Below are 14,895 nucleotides of genomic sequence, written 5' to 3' on the forward strand. Positions count from 1 at the left end.
TAGCTCATGCTGAATTCGGCCTAGTCATCCTAAGCGCCTTTACCAATTTAACCCTGGTGCTCTGCAGGTGAATCCAGGGGGCAGTTCTATGCCCCATGACCCTTCCCTGCGCAAGAGCGGTTAGGAACTGGTCCCTGTCGTTGAAACTTGGCATCTCCATATAGGCGTTGCCAATCTCGCCAGGGGTATGGGCGTCGCTGCCGGCACTAGCGAGAAGCCCGTGCGCCTGAGCGAAGCGCTCAGCCCTAACAGAGTATCGGAGCAACATGAGGCGTGAATTGAGCACCTCGATTATGTCAATATAGGGCAGTATTTCCTCCAGGGTTTGACGATGAATGGTGGAGTTCCGCAGGCGGTCGAAGGGGTGGGGGATGCCAACCAGCCCGCCTTGCTCCTTGATCCTGCGTGCCGTGTCCCCGGCGGGAAGCCCCTTGGGGATCTCCTCTGATAGAAAGTAACCAATGATCTCTCCAGAACTGGTTTGAATCTCATCGCCCACGATAACCTGGAATGGGGCGATCCGCTGCAGCTTAACGGCACCGGCTATGGTATTGTGGTCGGTTATGGCAATGCAGTTGATTCCAATCTCGAGGCAGCGAGCGATAACCTGCTCCAGCGATGTATTGGAGTCATCGGAGTAAACGGTGTGGAGGTGTAGGTCGGCTCTTATCAAGGGGATTCGCCTTTGCCTTCTAGCCCTTGCTCAGGGAGAGTTTGGATCTGGCTTATCTTGAGCTCGGCGGCATTCAGTTGCTCATTGCATATCTTGGCAAGCCTCATTCCCTCCTCGAAGAGGCCGATGGCCTCCTCCAGTCTCAGCCCGCCTCCCTCCATGGTTTGTGATATCTTCTCTAGTCGCTTTAGCGCTTCTTCGAAGGAAAGCCGTTCATCCATGCCTGGAGTCCTTTCTTGAATCCGGTGACCCTGCTGCTAAATTGGCCATCGCTCACTTTAACCTGGATGGCATCGCCACGGTGAACCTGGTCGATGTGGCAAATAACCTCATTGGTGGCGGAATGCTGTACCAGCGCGTAGCCGCGTCCCAGGGTGGCGAGCGGACTCAGCGAACCGAGCTTCAGCTCTTGGCCACGGAGTTTCTCCCGGCTTATGTTGGCGAAGTTGCTAAGGTGTATTGAGGTAACCCTGGTGAGCTCGTCGATGCGCTGGCGATACTGCCCGAACTCCCTTGAAAGGGCGGCTACCAGCGTCCTGCTGAGGGATTGGAGGCGCGCTTCGAGTTCGGCACGCTGGGGAACGGCAAGCTCCGCTGCCGCCGAAGGAGTGGGCGCGCGCTTGTCGGCGACAAAATCGGCGATTGTGAAATCGGTGTCATGGCCTATCCCGCTGACCACCGGTGCCCTGCTGGCATATATAGCACGTGCCACCTTTTCCTCATTGAAAGCCCATAGCTCCTCGAGGGAGCCCCCGCCGCGTGCCAGGATCACCAGGTCGATTTCCTCGGTACGGTTTATAGCATCGAAGGCCTGAACGATGCCCGGTGCTGCAGCATCCCCCTGCACCTGGGTTGGGGCAAGAACGAGCTCAACTAGGGGATAGCGCCTGCTTATTATATTGATGATATCATGGAGTGCGGCGCTATCGGGCGAGGTGATCACTCCGATACGTCTGGGGAAGGAGGGTAGAGCCCGCTTTCGCGCCTGCTCGAATAGCCCTTCATCCGCCAGTTTTGCCTTGAGGCGCTCAAACTCAAGCTGAAGCATGCCTACCCCTTCCGGCTGCACCACATCAACATAGAACTGAAGGGCACCGGAGACTTCATAGATGGAAATGCGCCCGTGCGCCACCGCTGCCGACCCATTTTCCAGAGTGACGGCTAGTTTTGGCCTGAAGAACACACACCGCAACTGGCTGGCCTCGTCCTTAAGTGTAAAGTAGAGGTGCCCCGCTGCTGACTCCAACAGATTGGAGATCTCGCCGCTGATCCAGAGGTCGACAAGCAGTCTATCGGACTCCAGGAGTTCCCGCAGGTACCCGGTTACCTCGGCTACCGAATAGACCTTCATCTAGCTTTCCCTTGTTATGTATTCTCCGGTGCGCGTATCCACGCGAATGATATCACCGCTATTTACGAAAAGGGGAACCTGGATGGTGATGCCTGTCTCTAGCCTGGCGGGCTTGTTCAGATTGGTTGCCGTATCCCCCCTGAATCCGGGTTCCGTTTCCACAACCTCAAGCGCCAATGAGTTGGGTAGTTCCACGTCTATCGGTTGGTCCTGGTAAAAGAGCAACTCCAGTGACACCCCTTCCTTGAGATAGTTTATGGCGTCGCCGAGCTGCTCACGATTGAGTAGGGTCTGCTCGTAGCTTTCCGTATCCATGAAGTAAAAAAGGTCGCCGTCGCTATAAAGGTATTGTACCACGTGGCGGTCTAACCTGGCTCGGTGGAATTTCTCACCCGCCTGGAATGTGCGCTCGGTGGTGTGACCTCCGCGGATATCGCGAAGCTTCAGCCTGACCTGAGCACTGCCCCGCCCTATCTTGATATGCTGCCAGTCAATGATCTGATAAAGCTCACCCTCCAGCTCGATGGTAATCCCTTTCTTAAGCTCGCCTGTGCTGATCATTCTTTCTCACCCTTTCCCGAACTATTTATAATTAGTTGTGATATTTAGAAAGCTATTGTGGCATCAGTTTATCTTCCTGGCTCTGGAGAGCACCTTAACTCTCCCCTGCTCCAAGATTACCACGTCCTCGATCCGCACCCCGCCCCAGCCATTTATATAGATGCCGGGCTCTATGGTGAAGACCATGCCCTCGGCCAGCACATCTTCGGAGCCTCTCCCCAGGTGTGGCGCTTCATGGGCGGCTAACCCGATGCCGTGCCCCAGTCCATGCCCAAAATTCTCACCATAGCCCCCCTGTTCTATAACTGTTCTGGCCAGGCCGTCCGCCTGCTCCCCATTCATCCCCGCCTCGATGGTGGCGATGGCTGTGAGCTGGGCACCGAGGACAAGGTCATAAATTTTACCGAATTTTTTATCCTCATTCCCAAGGCAGATGGTTCTGGAGAGATCGCTGGAATAGCCAGCAACGCGGGCACCCATGTCGATGACCACAGGCTCCCCGGTAAGCATGGCGCGGTCAGTGGGATGGTGATGTGGGAGGGCAGAATTGGGGCCTGAGGCAACGATGGCATCGAAGGGGACACCTTCGCTGCCCTTTTCCCTGAGTAACCTCTCTATTTGCCATGCTGCCTCTTTCTCGGTCATCCCAGGACGTAGCAACGACGTAAACTCCTCAAAAGCATCATCTGAGATCTCCACCGCCTTCAGCATAAATTCCCTCTCCCCATCATCCTTCTCCGCACGCAGAGATTCCACGATTCCCTCTGTGGGCACTATTTCGCTTTTTGGGCCTGTGGCTGCTACCAGCCTTCTATATGTGGCAATGGAGAGGTCGTTTGCCTCCACGCCGACTCTTTTTACCTTGAGGGAGGATATGAGTTCGGGTAGCCACCTCGAAGGGTCTCCCTCGGTTTGAAGAGTTTTATAATCCGGAGCCTGGCTCTTCGCCTGCTCGATATAGCGGAAGTCGGTGGCCAGTATGGCACTCTTCTCTGATATAAGGAGGAATCCAGCCGAACCGGTGAACCCGCTTAGGTAGCGGCGATTCTCTTTCTGAGATATCAAGCTAGCATCAAACCCCGCTTCTCCATTGACAAAAAGCTGCTCGCGCAGCCTCTCCAGGCGATGGCTCATTTACTCTCTTTCGATCTGGTGACCAGTATCTCCAGGGCGTCGATATAACCCTGTATGCCTTTGCCTGTGATCTGCTTCTGGGCGATGGGCACGATCACCGACTCATGCCGCCACTCCTCTCTGGCGTGGATATCCGATAGGTGCACCTCGACCACGGGGAGGGCGCTGTCTTCGAGGGCATCCCTCAGTGAGAGGCCGTAATGGGTGAGCGCCCCGGGGTTGATGATGATGCCTGCTGCTTCTGGTGTTTTGGCCTGGATAAAGTCGATGAGTGCTCCCTCGCTGTTCGACTGGAAGGCCAAAATTTCTACACCAAGTTCCTTGGCCTTTTTTACCACCAGGGACTCCAGCTCAGAGAGAGTCTGGTCGCCATAAATGGCGGGGTCTCTCTTGCCCAGCATGTTCAGATTCGGCCCGTGGATCAACAGGATTTTCATACTATTCCCCGTCTTTCCGTGCCCTGGGATGGGCTGCCAGATATACCTTTCGCGCCTGGCTCTGTGTGACATGGGTATAGATCTGGGTGGTTGCGAGGTTGGCATGGCCCAGGAGCTCCTGAACAACCCGCAGGTCGGCGCCACCGTCAAGGAGGTGGGTGGCAAAGCTATGGCGCATCATGTGGGGGAATACCCTTTTACCAAGTCCTGCCGCTAGGGCATATCTTGAGATTGCCTTCTGCAAGAATCGCTCCGATAGCCTTTTGCCGTATCGATTGATAAACAGGGCGTTAGTACTTGAATTACCCTGTAGTTCACGGCGGCCATTATGAATATACCGATCGAGGGCGGTGGCTGCCGGCTTGCCCATTAGCACCATACGCTCCTTGGAGCCCTTGCCCCAGACGCGAACCTCATGCGCTTCGATATTAACGTTTTCAAGGTCAAGGCCCACTATCTCGCTTACCCTTATCCCGGAGGCATAGAGGAGCTCAAGCATCGCCCGGTCTCGCTGCCCCTGGGGGGTGGTGGTAACGGGCGTCTCCAGGAGTCGGACGACCTCGTTGCTAGATAGGAAGGAGGGCAATCTCTTTTCAAGCTTGGGAGAGGAGACGGTGAGCAGTGGGTTTGAGGATGTGAAATTACGTTGCATCAAATAGAAGTAAAAAGAACGTAGTGCGCTCAGTTTGCGGGACAAGCTGGATTTCTCAAATCCCTGCTCTTGTAGTGAGGCGATGTAGCGCCGCAGCAGTTTTCGATCTACATCCTCGAGAGTGGCAACATTCTCCATGTTAAGGAACTCCAGGAAGTGGCGCAGGTCATGGGTATAATTACGCACCGTGTATGGTGAGGCATGGCGCTCCACCTCAAGGTAGCGTATGTAGTTATTAAGAAGTTTCTCCACGCTTTCCTTACTTTGGATTAGCGGGATCATACCTTGAGAGCCTCTCTCTCCAGCCCATCTGCTCTGCTGCTGAACTCACATTTTGTGCATCTTGCCATTGTCTTGCCTCGCATCACCAGCAGCCCGCCGCACTCAGGGCAGGGCTGTGAGATAGGCCTGCCGCCCGAGGTGAAATCGCAATCGGGATAGCCTGAGCAGCCGTAGAAGGTGCGCTTTTTCCTGCTCTGCCGCACAACCAATTCGCTGCCACATTTGGGGCAGGCGACGCCGATTTTTACCAGGAGCGGTTTTGTGTTCTTGCATTCCGGGTAGCCTGAGCAGGCTATAAACCTCCCGTAGCGTCCCAGCTTAATCACCATAGGTCTGCCGCATAGTGTGCAGATCTCGTCTGTGGGTTGGTCCGCTATCTTGACCCTTTCCATTTTTTCTTTTGCCGCCTGCAGCGCCTTTTCAAAGGGGTCATAAAACTCCTCGAGGAAGGGGACCCACTCCCTCTCCCCTTGGGCGATCCGGTCTAGCCCCTTTTCCATCTGAGCGGTAAATCCAAAATCCACGATGTCGGGGAAATGCTGGCAAAGCATATCGCTCACCAGAAGCCCGAGTTCCGTGGGGTAGAATCTGCCACTATCCTGCTCCACGTAACCCCTCTCCTGAACGGTGGCAATTGTGGGGGCGTAGGTTGAAGGTCGTCCGATTCCTTTCTCCTCCAGCGACTTGACCAGGGTTGCCGCTGTATAGCGGTGCGGTGGCTGGGTAAAGTGCTGCTCTGGTAATAGTCCCAGAAGCTTAAGTGGCTCGTCTCTGGCCAACTCAGGGAGGGGAGACTTCTCCTTTTCCACCTCAGCTTCATCCTTTCCCTCACTATAGAGGATAGTAAAACCGGGGAACTTCATAGTGGAACTGGTAGCCCTAAGCAGATAGGGTTTTTGGCTTTTTCCACCCATTGCCTCTATGTCCACCGCGGTGGTATCGAGTATGGCGGGGGACATCTGGCTAGAGACCATCCGCTTCCAGATGAGCTCATAGAGCCTGAATTGATCCCTGGTGAGATAGCCCTTAATCGCTTCAGGTTCCCGCCCTATCGAGGTAGGCCGGATAGCCTCGTGGGCCTCCTGAGCGCCCTTCGCCTTCTTGCTGAAGATACGAGGGCGGGTTGGCATGAACTTAGCGCCATATTTTCCCCTGATATATGTGCGCGTTTCCTCCAGTGCTGTGGGGGCCACCCTGACCGAATCGGTGCGCATGTAAGTAATCAGTCCTACCGATCCCTCTTTACCTATTGACAGGCCTTCGTAGAGCTGCTGAGCGAGAGCCATGGTGCGCTTGGCGCTGAGACGAAGTTTGCGCCACCCCTCCTGCTGCAGGGTGCTGGTGGTGAAAGGTGGCGCTGGATGGCGAGCCACATCCTTTTTCCGCACCTGTGCCACGGTGTAGCTTGCATGCTTGAGCTGGGAGACAATCCTTTCCGCCTCCTCGCTGCTTCCAATATCGATCTTCTTGCCATCGACAGAACCGATAAGAGTAGCGGTAAAGCCCTCTTTTGTGGCAACCTTTTCAAGCTGGGCATCGATGGACCAGTACTCCTGTGGTATGAAGCTCTCGATCTCCCGTTCCCGGTCAACGATCATTCTCAAGGCCACCGATTGTACCCTTCCTGCCGAAAGCCCGCGTCTAACCTTCTGCCCCAGGAGAGGGCTTATCTTATAGCCAACCAGTCTGTCTAGGATGCGGCGCGCCTGCTGGGCATGAACCATGTCCATGTCGATATCCCTGGGGTGGCGAAAGGCTTCGGCCACTGCATCCACGGTGAGTTCATGGAAAACCACCCGCTTAACTGTCATACTGTCCAGCTTAGCTGCATGAACCAGATGCCAGGAAATGGCCTCACCCTCTCGATCGGGGTCGGTGGCGAGGAATATCGCAGTAGTCCCCTTTGCTGACTCCTTTATTTCCTTTATCACCGCTCTCTTCTCATGGGGAACCTCATACCTGGGGGTGAAGCCCCTTTTTACATCAACCCCCAAACTCTTCTTGGGCAGATCTCGCACGTGTCCCACCGAGGCTTTCACGCTATAGCTGCTACCCAGCATCTTGCTGACCGTCCTGGCTTTAGCTGGAGATTCGACGATGACTAAATTTTTCGCCACTATTCCACCCTAATCCGGTAGTCCGCCCTGGCCTCACGGGCAATGATATAGTTCATACCGCCAACCTGCTTTACCATTCCTTTAAGCTCCATCATAGACAAGGCGCTCGAGACTGTAGCGATAGGGAGGCGTGACTGGTGTCCCACCTCATCGATATGGGTTGGCTCCGGGGAGAGGTTTCGCAATATCTGCAAAATTATGGACTCGGTCTCCGTGGCGGGGACGATCTCCTTCACCTCAATTTGTTGCACTGCCATTGTGAGGTTGAGCTCCTCAAGTATATCATTAGCCCCACTCACCAGCTTGGCCCCCTCCTGTATCAATCGGTTGGTTCCCCGGCTCACTGCGGATAGCACGCTCCCGGGGATGGCGAAGACCTCGCGGTTTTGCTCAAGAGCGTGGCCTGCGGTGATCAGGGCGCCGCTTACTTCCCCAGCCTCCACTACTAAAACCCCAAGGCTTAGCCCGCTCATGATCCTGTTTCTCAGGGGGAAGTTCTCTCGCCTGGGAGTGGTGCCCAGGGGAAATTCGCTTATAAGCGCCCCGTTCTCCATAATCTGGCGTGCCAGTTTCACGTGCTCTCTAGGATAGACGATATCCAGGCTGCAGCCGAAGACTGCGATGCTCCGCCCCCCGGAATCCAGGGCAGCGCGGTGAGCGGTGGCATCGATCCCTTTAGCCAGGCCGCTAACGATGGTGATCCTGTTTCGCGCCAGATCACCCACGATCTGTTCGGCAACCTCCCTCCCGTAGTAAGTAGGGCGGCGGGTGCCTACCACTGCCAGGCACCAATCATCCTCAGGGGCAAGGTTTCCCCTAATATAGAGCACCGGGGGAGGGTCGTATATCTCCTTCAGTCTGGAGGGGTAGGCCTCATCTTTAATGGTGAGCACAGTTACCTTGTAACGCTCCAGCTTCTCCATCTCGGCATCGAGGGAGATCTTGGGGCGATTTGATATGACCGCCTCGATGGAGCGGCTGTCCAGCCCGGCTGTCTCGAGCTCGGTGGCACTTGCCTGCCAGGCACGCTCAAGCTTACCGAAATACTGCTCAAGTCGTGAGAGCCTGACCCGCCCGATCCCCGGAATCAGGGTGAAACCTACCCAGTACTTTGTATCGCTCATAAGTTAGATTATTGTAGCACAGTCATTGGAGCAAGCCAAATACCCCTGCGATACGAAGCAGGGGTATTTGAGTAGTTAGTGCTATTGGTGGGGAATAATAACGGGTTTTATTGAAGATAGCCTAATGGCCGGCGCGAGGTCTGTTTCAGTTTGGCGAAGTAGTCCTTGTTTTCTGCCTCCCACCTCTTGATTATGTCGCGCCCCATATGCCTGAGGCCAACATCCATCCACCGCCCCCTGAGGAACAGTTTGGTCATGTTGACCCGCGAATAGTACTTTTTTAGGGCTTGCAGTGTTTGTCGCTGCATCTCCACGGGCGATAGATTATCAGGCAAGTGGACCACGTGGCCGCCATCGAATAGTTGCCAGTCGCTGGGAAACTTGTCGGTGATAAATCGACCGCTGCTCTTTACTGCGTTATGAAGCTTGCTGCCTATAATGGGGACCAGAATACAAAGCTGTAGGCTGTCTACTCCTAGTCTATGGTAGATGTCGGTATAGCCGTCCGATATGAACATACCGTGCACTTTTATGCCATACTTGTGTAGCATCTTGATGCAGAAACTGATGTCCTCCGGGGTTTGTTTCTTATTGTATTTCTTCAGCACCTCCGGGTTTACCGACTCGAAGCCGATACACAGTTGATTACAGTTTGCCCTGGCCATCAGTTCCACCAGTTCCTCATCCTTGGCCACATCTGCCCTGACCTGCGCTATCCACTTAGGGGTTATCTTATTCTCGATCATCTTCTCTAGCAGGTCCTTTGTTCTGGCCTTATTTGCATCGAAATTGTCATCGTAAAAGAAAATGCGCCGGTGCTCGAACCGTGATATCTCTTCAATAACGCTATCCGTAGAGCGGTAGCGGTATTTCCTGCCGAACATAGCGGTGACGGAGCAGAAGGTGCAGTCAAAGGGACAGCCCCTCGATGTAGAAACCGGGGTGATCTGCATGCGTTTCTTATTAGTATTTATCCCGTCAACTATGGAGAAATCGGGAAAGGGCAGAGTATCAAGATTCTCCAGCGGGCTGCCAGTGATAATCTTCTCCCCGCCATTACTGACCAGATCACATATTACTGACTCCGCTTCCCCGGTTACCACGTGATCAGCGTATTGGGCTGCCTCCTCGGGGACAAACGTAGCATGGCTGCCGCCGATGATCACCCTTCCCCTGGGATTGAGCTGCCTGAATCTCTCGGCTATCTCATAGCCGTGGGGGGCGGTGGCCGTTATCATTGATAATCCTAAGACATCCGAGTCTTTGATCCGGGAATAGTCGATCTCCTTCATGTTCTCGTTGTAGACGGTTACGTCGTGACCCTCGTTTTTAAGTATGGTACCGAGGTATATGGGTCCGAGCAGTGGCAGGTATTTAATAAAAGCGCTGTAGAAATTGTAGAAAGGGGTCTTTGGCTCAATGAAGGAGATCTTCATATTTTCCTCCAGGTACTTTGCTGAATTGGTGCATTATAACACAGTACTAACTCGCAGGCAAATTCCCTTTTTATACCGCTCGATACGCTGTGCCAGTTATATCTCTTCATTATATATAGGGGCATAATCAAACGACCTTTCATTGTGATATATAAGAGCATAGCCTAATTTAATCATATGAAGAAACGCGGTGGTTTTGAATTAGCTTCTGGTTTCATCTCAGCGGCTATAGAGGTCAAAAAACAGCGGAGAGGGTGGGATTCGAACCCACGGTCGCCAAAGGCGACACGCGCTCTCCAGGCGCGCCTGATCGGCCACTCCAGCACCTCTCCGAAAAAGGAGCAATACCGCTTGCTGTAGCTAGTGCGGAAAAAGCGGAGAGGGTGGGATTCGAACCCACGCTCGCTAAAAGCGAGACCGCTTTTCGAGAGCGGCACCATCAACCACTCGGACACCTCTCCTAGCTTCAGATTCTACCTCAAAACTACCCGTCTGGGCAAGTTTGCTAACATTTTGCTAACGGATCCCGATTAATGATACTTCAATTGGAGCTTCTTGCAGACCCTCCTCGAACCGGCGGGCTGCGGCTTCTTGTAGTCCAGGTAGCACGTGGGAATATGTGTCAAGCGTTATAGATATCGAGCTGTGCCCCAATCGTTCTTGGACGATTTTGGGGTGAATTCCCTGGCGCAGCAAGATTGTAGCGTGAGCATGCCGCAGGTCGTGTAGCCTAATGTCGTATAGTCCAACTAGCCGTGCTATTGAGGACAAGGCTCTAGTGACACTGTTGGGTCTAATAGGTTTACCATCCGGGTGTGAAAACACCAAGTCTGTTGGTGCCAGGGTTTTTCCAAGTGATTTTTGAACATTTTCTTGCGTTGCCCTGTGTTCTCGAAGCAGGATTGCCAGCGATGGGGGTAGTGCTATCTGGCGGCGGCCCCGTTTAGTCTTAGGTTCCCTAAATATATATTCTCCGGTACGAAGCTGTTGTAGCGTTTGTACAACAGACAGCGTGGCAAGGTCCAAATAAACGTCACACCAGCGTAGGCCTAGCAGTTCACCTCTGCGTAGGCCAGTATATAGGGCTGTAAAGAAAATGGGATGATATGGTGTGCCTCTGGATGCTTCTACTAGCAGGCGCGCTTCGCTTGGGCCCAGTACAGCCGCTTCCTTGTTCCTTGGACGAGGCGGGTCAACAGCCTCGGCTACGTTCCGAATAAGGACACCCTGCCTTACGCCGTGCTTCAAGGCCTCATAAAGTATCCTGTGATGTTTGAGGACTGTTCGTGCTGAAAGCCCTCCTTTACCATCTCGTCTTCCCGACTCTAAGGCGTCCGCGTAGTATTTTTGGATGTGTCGGGGCTGCAAATTCGGTAGCGGGATCGATCCTAGTGCTGGAATAAGGTGCCCTCGCACGATTTCCTCATAGCGCTCACGGGTCTTGGGTGCGGTATTTATGGCCACATAGCCCTGAAGCCACTGCTGTAGATATTCTGCGACTGTTAAACGATTGGGCTTCACATATGTGCCCTTGTCCAGGCCGACTAGCATCTCACGCATCGCTTGCTCGGCGTCCCTCTTGGTGCCTCTGACGGTGTGCCACTGCTGGCAACGTTTTCCCGTCTCAGGGTCTCGACCCACGTCAATCACGATGGCCCATGAACCTTTAGTGCGTTGTCGTATGTGTCCCCTCATTGCTTATCTCCTTCATATGGTTAGATATGTTATTCCAAGCCGGGGTTTTTACTCAAGCTAGGCTTGAACTTAGTTAAACTCCTGCTGCCGACTTGCGCCCCTGATACTTCGAGAAAAAATACTCAAATTTGGCTTCACCCAGTTGGCGCTCGATGATCTTGAAAAACCAGAGCCAAGCCTCGAGTTCCATGTCCTCGCCGGCGTCACGTGCTTTCCATAAGACAGGTATAAGCCCGGAGGCCATTTGCTGCAGAGAGGCCTCTTCAATTGTAGGTAGTGTCTTGCGGCTTTCCTCAATGATCATTTGACTAAGTTTGTCACGATCGATTCCCTTTTCCCACTTCTCCATTGCTCTAATGCTGGGGGGGTCTGTATTGAATTTTTCCTTGATACTCTTCTGCACCTCTTTCCAAGGTTTACCTGAGCGCCGCTCATCCAAGGCATATAGTTTCACATGCAGGGTAAATCTCTGCATCATACGCCTCCTTACGCTAAAAAAGTCCTTGACACACCATTATCTGGGTATTATAATAAAAAATAAATAGCGTATCTAATACGAACTTTAGTATATCATAAAGTACGCCTTTTGTCAAGATGTGGTGACATAGAATGGACGAGACCAGATTGACCATAACAGTGGAGGAAGCTGCCCGCCTTCTCGGTATTAGCCGGGGGCTGGCCTACGACATGGCGCGCATCGGCAAGATACCAACCATACGGTTCGGCAGGCGGCTGCTGGTGCCACGGCGGGTGTTATATCGGCTGCTCGATGAATCTATCAAAGGAGGAGGTAATGATAATGAAAGGACGTAAAGGAAAAACAAAGCCGCCTAGCAGGCAGAAATACGAACAAGAGAATCCTACTATAAGCTTTCGGCTCCCCAAAGCCCTTAAGGAACGTTTAATCAGGCATCTATCTGCTGCAGGGCAATCTTTCGCTGATTTTGTGAAAAGCATCTTGGATAAGGAAGAGGCCTTGGTTAAAGAGCGAGTTAATGCCCTTGTTAAGAAGCGCTTCGGTGTAATCGAAAAACGGCTTGATCAAATTGACAGTGTTATTTGGGAAGCTATGTTTACGTTGGAAGACAACAATCTGGAGATCTCTTGCCCACGATGTATAAAGCATGGCGGTTACAAATTATTTCTTGCCGAGGGATATCAGATAGAGCCTGATGGGGACCGGCTGATAATTTCGACTTGGAAGTGCCCTAGATGCGGGTGGTATCTTGACTTTAAGGGAAGAATAGATCCGAACTCCTTGAAGTGGGACGATGCCAAAGCTGCGATTGCAGAATTGGTATGTCGAAGAACTTCATAAAAGTAAAAGAGTTGAGTGGCCAATGAGAACCTATTTAGCGATAGAGGAGGTTGAAAGGCTTGAGGCAGCTGCAATGTGCCTGAGGGACAGGCTTCTTATCCGGCTCCTGGCCCATCTTGGCTGCCGCATCAGCGAGGCCCTTGCCCTCACGGTGGATGATATCGACCTCGGAAAGGGCATGGTAACCATCCAGCACCTAAAGTTGCGGATCAAGGCTGCCTGTCCCAAATGCGGTGCCCGGCTCAGTAGGACCCACACCTTCTGCCCCGGGTGCTGCGCGAAAGTGGAGCAGGTGGTAGCGAAGGAGCAGGAGCACCGCAGGGTGAGAACTCTGCCGCTGGATGATGACACTATCAAGCTACTAAAGAAGTACATTAAACGCGGCGGCCCTGTAACCCGAAATAGCAGGCGCTTGATATTCGGCATCAACCGGCACCGAGCGTGGCAGGTAGTTCGTGACTGCGCCGACACGGCTGGCCTCGGAGACCTGGTGAACCCGACCACCGGTAAAAAGCAGGGCATAAGCCCCCACCGCCTGCGGGACGCGTTTGCGGTCCATGCGGTCAAGCTGGATGACTCGGGTGATGGGCTGAGGCTACTCCAGGAGCACCTTGGCCATACTAGCTTCAACACCACTGCCAGATACAGGAAGGTAGCCGGAGAGGAACATCGGGAGTGGTACCAGAAGCTATGGGAAAAAGGAGAGGACGGTGGTTGACACCCTGAGGCCCAGAAGGGGTGGTTTCCTGCGCCCCTTCGGCTGTGGGTGGTTCATTCGGGAGTTCCTCATGGGGCACGGGCCCTGTGATTCCCCCAAAATAGACCCCGATATCGGCGCACCGCAGTCAGAAATCTTCTATCAATACAAGACGGCCCTCCTGCGGAATATGGCGCTGGATAAGGCTACCAGGGAGGAAGAGCGGCGGGCCAAGCGCGAGAAGCGAGCTATTCGCCCCGAGGAGATCGAGAAACTGACCGAAAGATACACGGCCCACATTCCCTATAAGACCAGCAGCTGCACCTACCACTCCTTCGTCGTCTACTTCTCCAACCTGCAGAGATTGGGCTGGGTGGAGTTTACCGGAAAAGAGGAGACCTCAGCCTTCCAGGATCATTATCCGCCGGGACCACCCCGCAAATATTTCCGCCTGACCAGGGCTGGTCGTGAAGCCCCCGATGCCGCCTGGTCAAACCCCCTGTTTGCCCTCTACGGTGAGAGCTGACCGTATCCCCCAGGGCGGGGAAGCCCCCTCTTTTTTAATATCACTGATATATATTGTTTAATTTATTTTCATGAAAATATAGGTTCATTCTAATAATGAACCAAAGGACATTTTGTGCAATGCTAAATATGGTAAACGACAGCACCTTAACAATTGAATAAAGCCAGAGCCTTGAACGCTTGCCCCAATTAAAAGCCCTAGCCAGTTGTAGCTAGCTAGGGCAATCTAGCAAGGAAGGAGCACCCGCCAATGCTAGACTGGGATAAGTATAGCGCAGTAGCGGAGCGTTTTCAATTTAAGGCACAGTATCAGGATAGGGAAGATTTGAAGCACAACATCATCCTGGCGCTTGCCAACCAGAGGATAAGGAATAGCCAAAACGGCGATAATCCATTGACCAAGCCTGCCATGCTGCGGATAGCAAGCCATACCGTTGCCGACTACTACCGAGACTTAAGGCGTAACGCAAAGATAAGCCTTAACACCGAGAGCGATGATGGTGAGGGCAACACGGTAGAGTTGCTGGACACCATAGCCGATGATAAGGCGATAGACGTTGAGGCATGGATAGACGCCAGGGTATGGCTCATGGGTTGTCCAAAGAGGCTATCCCAGATTGCCCATAAGAGGGTAAACGGTATTGCACTAGAGCCTAGCGATAAGATGTATCTAGGGCGGTTTAGGCGGAAAGAGGCGAAAAAACTATTTTAGTCGTTACTTTTTACCCCCCCAAATCGCTTATATAAGTGGGAGCACCGTTTAGGCTAGCGTGTTGCAGCTAGGCGGTTAGCTTACTACTAGGGAGGCAAGGCGGAATTGCCCACCGCCTGGTCTCTTAAAGGGGGGTTAGTGGAAAAACTTAATATTGAGGGCAAGCGTTCAGGCGAAGGCT

General features: G+C 53.2%; 17 protein-coding genes and 2 tRNA genes. 5 read left to right on the top strand and 14 right to left on the bottom strand.

Features of this window, described 5'->3' with window-relative positions:
• Window positions 1–4 precede the first annotated feature (4 nt).
• The 14 genes from VMX96_08705 to VMX96_08770 form a co-directional block, all read right to left on the bottom strand.
• Window positions 5–673, bottom strand: a complete 669-nt coding sequence (locus VMX96_08705) for a PHP domain-containing protein (GenBank protein HUU63977.1) — start codon at window positions 671–673, stop codon at window positions 5–7.
• Window positions 670–894, bottom strand: a complete 225-nt coding sequence (xseB, locus tag VMX96_08710) for an exodeoxyribonuclease VII small subunit (protein ID HUU63978.1) — start codon at window positions 892–894, stop codon at window positions 670–672. The genes VMX96_08705 and xseB overlap by 4 nt, the downstream gene beginning before the upstream one ends.
• A complete protein-coding gene (gene xseA, locus VMX96_08715) occupies window positions 861–2,024 on the bottom strand; it encodes an exodeoxyribonuclease VII large subunit (GenBank protein HUU63979.1) in 1,164 nt (387 codons plus the stop codon). Before xseA ends, xseB begins: the two co-directional genes overlap by 34 nt.
• Window positions 2,025–2,585 (bottom strand): elongation factor P, encoded by a 561-nt coding sequence (efp, locus tag VMX96_08720; protein ID HUU63980.1) that lies wholly within the window; start codon window positions 2,583–2,585, stop codon window positions 2,025–2,027.
• A gap of 63 nt (window positions 2,586–2,648) precedes the next feature.
• On the bottom strand, window positions 2,649–3,719 hold the full coding sequence (locus VMX96_08725) for a Xaa-Pro peptidase family protein (GenBank protein ID HUU63981.1): 1,071 nt from the start codon (window positions 3,717–3,719) through the stop codon (window positions 2,649–2,651).
• Window positions 3,716–4,156 (bottom strand): type II 3-dehydroquinate dehydratase, encoded by a 441-nt coding sequence (gene aroQ, locus VMX96_08730; GenBank protein HUU63982.1) that lies wholly within the window; start codon window positions 4,154–4,156, stop codon window positions 3,716–3,718. The genes VMX96_08725 and aroQ overlap by 4 nt, the downstream gene beginning before the upstream one ends.
• A 1-nt stretch (window position 4,157) precedes the next feature.
• Window positions 4,158–5,090 (bottom strand): tyrosine recombinase XerC, encoded by a 933-nt coding sequence (gene xerC, locus VMX96_08735; protein HUU63983.1) that lies wholly within the window; start codon window positions 5,088–5,090, stop codon window positions 4,158–4,160.
• Window positions 5,087–7,207 (bottom strand): type I DNA topoisomerase, encoded by a 2,121-nt coding sequence (gene topA / locus VMX96_08740; protein HUU63984.1) that lies wholly within the window; start codon window positions 7,205–7,207, stop codon window positions 5,087–5,089. Before topA ends, xerC begins: the two co-directional genes overlap by 4 nt.
• Window positions 7,207–8,331: a DNA-processing protein DprA gene (dprA, locus tag VMX96_08745; GenBank protein ID HUU63985.1), complete on the bottom strand. Its 1,125-nt coding sequence runs from the start codon at window positions 8,329–8,331 to the stop codon at window positions 7,207–7,209. The genes topA and dprA overlap by 1 nt, the downstream gene beginning before the upstream one ends.
• A 107-nt stretch (window positions 8,332–8,438) precedes the next feature.
• On the bottom strand, window positions 8,439–9,767 hold the full coding sequence (locus VMX96_08750; protein HUU63986.1) for a radical SAM protein: 1,329 nt from the start codon (window positions 9,765–9,767) through the stop codon (window positions 8,439–8,441).
• A gap of 246 nt (window positions 9,768–10,013) precedes the next feature.
• Window positions 10,014–10,099: transfer RNA gene (locus VMX96_08755), tRNA-Ser, on the bottom strand.
• A 43-nt stretch (window positions 10,100–10,142) separates the two neighbouring features.
• A tRNA-Ser gene (locus VMX96_08760) sits at window positions 10,143–10,228 on the bottom strand.
• 55 nt (window positions 10,229–10,283) lie between these two features.
• Window positions 10,284–11,462: a tyrosine-type recombinase/integrase gene (locus tag VMX96_08765; GenBank protein HUU63987.1), complete on the bottom strand. Its 1,179-nt coding sequence runs from the start codon at window positions 11,460–11,462 to the stop codon at window positions 10,284–10,286.
• 73 nt (window positions 11,463–11,535) lie between these two features.
• Window positions 11,536–11,940 (bottom strand): hypothetical protein, encoded by a 405-nt coding sequence (locus tag VMX96_08770; protein ID HUU63988.1) that lies wholly within the window; start codon window positions 11,938–11,940, stop codon window positions 11,536–11,538.
• A gap of 131 nt (window positions 11,941–12,071) precedes the next feature.
• Here VMX96_08770 and VMX96_08775 point away from each other — a divergent pair, with 131 nt between their 5' ends.
• The 5 genes from VMX96_08775 to VMX96_08795 all read left to right on the top strand — a co-directional run bounded on the left by VMX96_08775 (window position 12,072) and on the right by VMX96_08795 (window position 14,714).
• A complete protein-coding gene (locus VMX96_08775; GenBank protein ID HUU63989.1) occupies window positions 12,072–12,275 on the top strand; it encodes a helix-turn-helix domain-containing protein in 204 nt (67 codons plus the stop codon).
• On the top strand, window positions 12,256–12,780 hold the full coding sequence (locus tag VMX96_08780; GenBank protein HUU63990.1) for a hypothetical protein: 525 nt from the start codon (window positions 12,256–12,258) through the stop codon (window positions 12,778–12,780). Before VMX96_08775 ends, VMX96_08780 begins: the two co-directional genes overlap by 20 nt.
• Before the next feature lie 22 nt (window positions 12,781–12,802).
• Window positions 12,803–13,498 (top strand): tyrosine-type recombinase/integrase, encoded by a 696-nt coding sequence (locus tag VMX96_08785; protein HUU63991.1) that lies wholly within the window; start codon window positions 12,803–12,805, stop codon window positions 13,496–13,498.
• Window positions 13,491–14,003 carry a hypothetical protein gene (locus tag VMX96_08790; GenBank protein HUU63992.1) on the top strand — a complete coding sequence of 171 codons (513 nt, stop codon included), beginning with the start codon at window positions 13,491–13,493 and terminating at the stop codon, window positions 14,001–14,003. The genes VMX96_08785 and VMX96_08790 overlap by 8 nt, the downstream gene beginning before the upstream one ends.
• Window positions 14,004–14,252: 249 nt before the next feature.
• Window positions 14,253–14,714, top strand: coding sequence for a hypothetical protein (locus tag VMX96_08795; protein HUU63993.1), 462 nt, complete (start codon window positions 14,253–14,255; stop codon window positions 14,712–14,714).
• The last annotated feature ends 181 nt before the right edge of the window (window positions 14,715–14,895 follow it).

The sequence above is a fragment of the Dehalococcoidia bacterium genome, assembly GCA_035528575.1.
GTDB lineage: Bacteria > Chloroflexota > Dehalococcoidia > E44-bin15 > E44-bin15 > DATKYK01.

Excerpts from the sequence above, each read along its gene's own strand:
- VMX96_08785 (HUU63991.1), top strand. The coding sequence starts at position 12,803 with ATGAGAACCTATTTAGCGATAGAGGAGGTTGAAAGGCTTGAGGCAGCT.
- efp (HUU63980.1), bottom strand. The coding sequence starts at position 2,585 with ATGATCAGCACAGGCGAGCTTAAGAAAGGGATTACCATCGAGCTGGAG.
- xerC (HUU63983.1), bottom strand. The coding sequence starts at position 5,090 with ATGATCCCGCTAATCCAAAGTAAGGAAAGCGTGGAGAAACTTCTTAAT.
- VMX96_08780 (HUU63990.1), top strand. The coding sequence starts at position 12,256 with ATGATAATGAAAGGACGTAAAGGAAAAACAAAGCCGCCTAGCAGGCAG.
- aroQ (HUU63982.1), bottom strand. The coding sequence starts at position 4,156 with ATGAAAATCCTGTTGATCCACGGGCCGAATCTGAACATGCTGGGCAAG.
- xseA (HUU63979.1), bottom strand. The coding sequence starts at position 2,024 with ATGAAGGTCTATTCGGTAGCCGAGGTAACCGGGTACCTGCGGGAACTC.
- VMX96_08795 (HUU63993.1), top strand. The coding sequence starts at position 14,253 with ATGCTAGACTGGGATAAGTATAGCGCAGTAGCGGAGCGTTTTCAATTT.
- VMX96_08750 (HUU63986.1), bottom strand. The coding sequence starts at position 9,767 with ATGAAGATCTCCTTCATTGAGCCAAAGACCCCTTTCTACAATTTCTAC.
- VMX96_08765 (HUU63987.1), bottom strand. The coding sequence starts at position 11,462 with ATGAGGGGACACATACGACAACGCACTAAAGGTTCATGGGCCATCGTG.
- xseB (HUU63978.1), bottom strand. The coding sequence starts at position 894 with ATGGATGAACGGCTTTCCTTCGAAGAAGCGCTAAAGCGACTAGAGAAG.
- VMX96_08725 (HUU63981.1), bottom strand. The coding sequence starts at position 3,719 with ATGAGCCATCGCCTGGAGAGGCTGCGCGAGCAGCTTTTTGTCAATGGA.
- VMX96_08775 (HUU63989.1), top strand. The coding sequence starts at position 12,072 with ATGGACGAGACCAGATTGACCATAACAGTGGAGGAAGCTGCCCGCCTT.
- dprA (HUU63985.1), bottom strand. The coding sequence starts at position 8,331 with ATGAGCGATACAAAGTACTGGGTAGGTTTCACCCTGATTCCGGGGATC.
- VMX96_08770 (HUU63988.1), bottom strand. The coding sequence starts at position 11,940 with ATGATGCAGAGATTTACCCTGCATGTGAAACTATATGCCTTGGATGAG.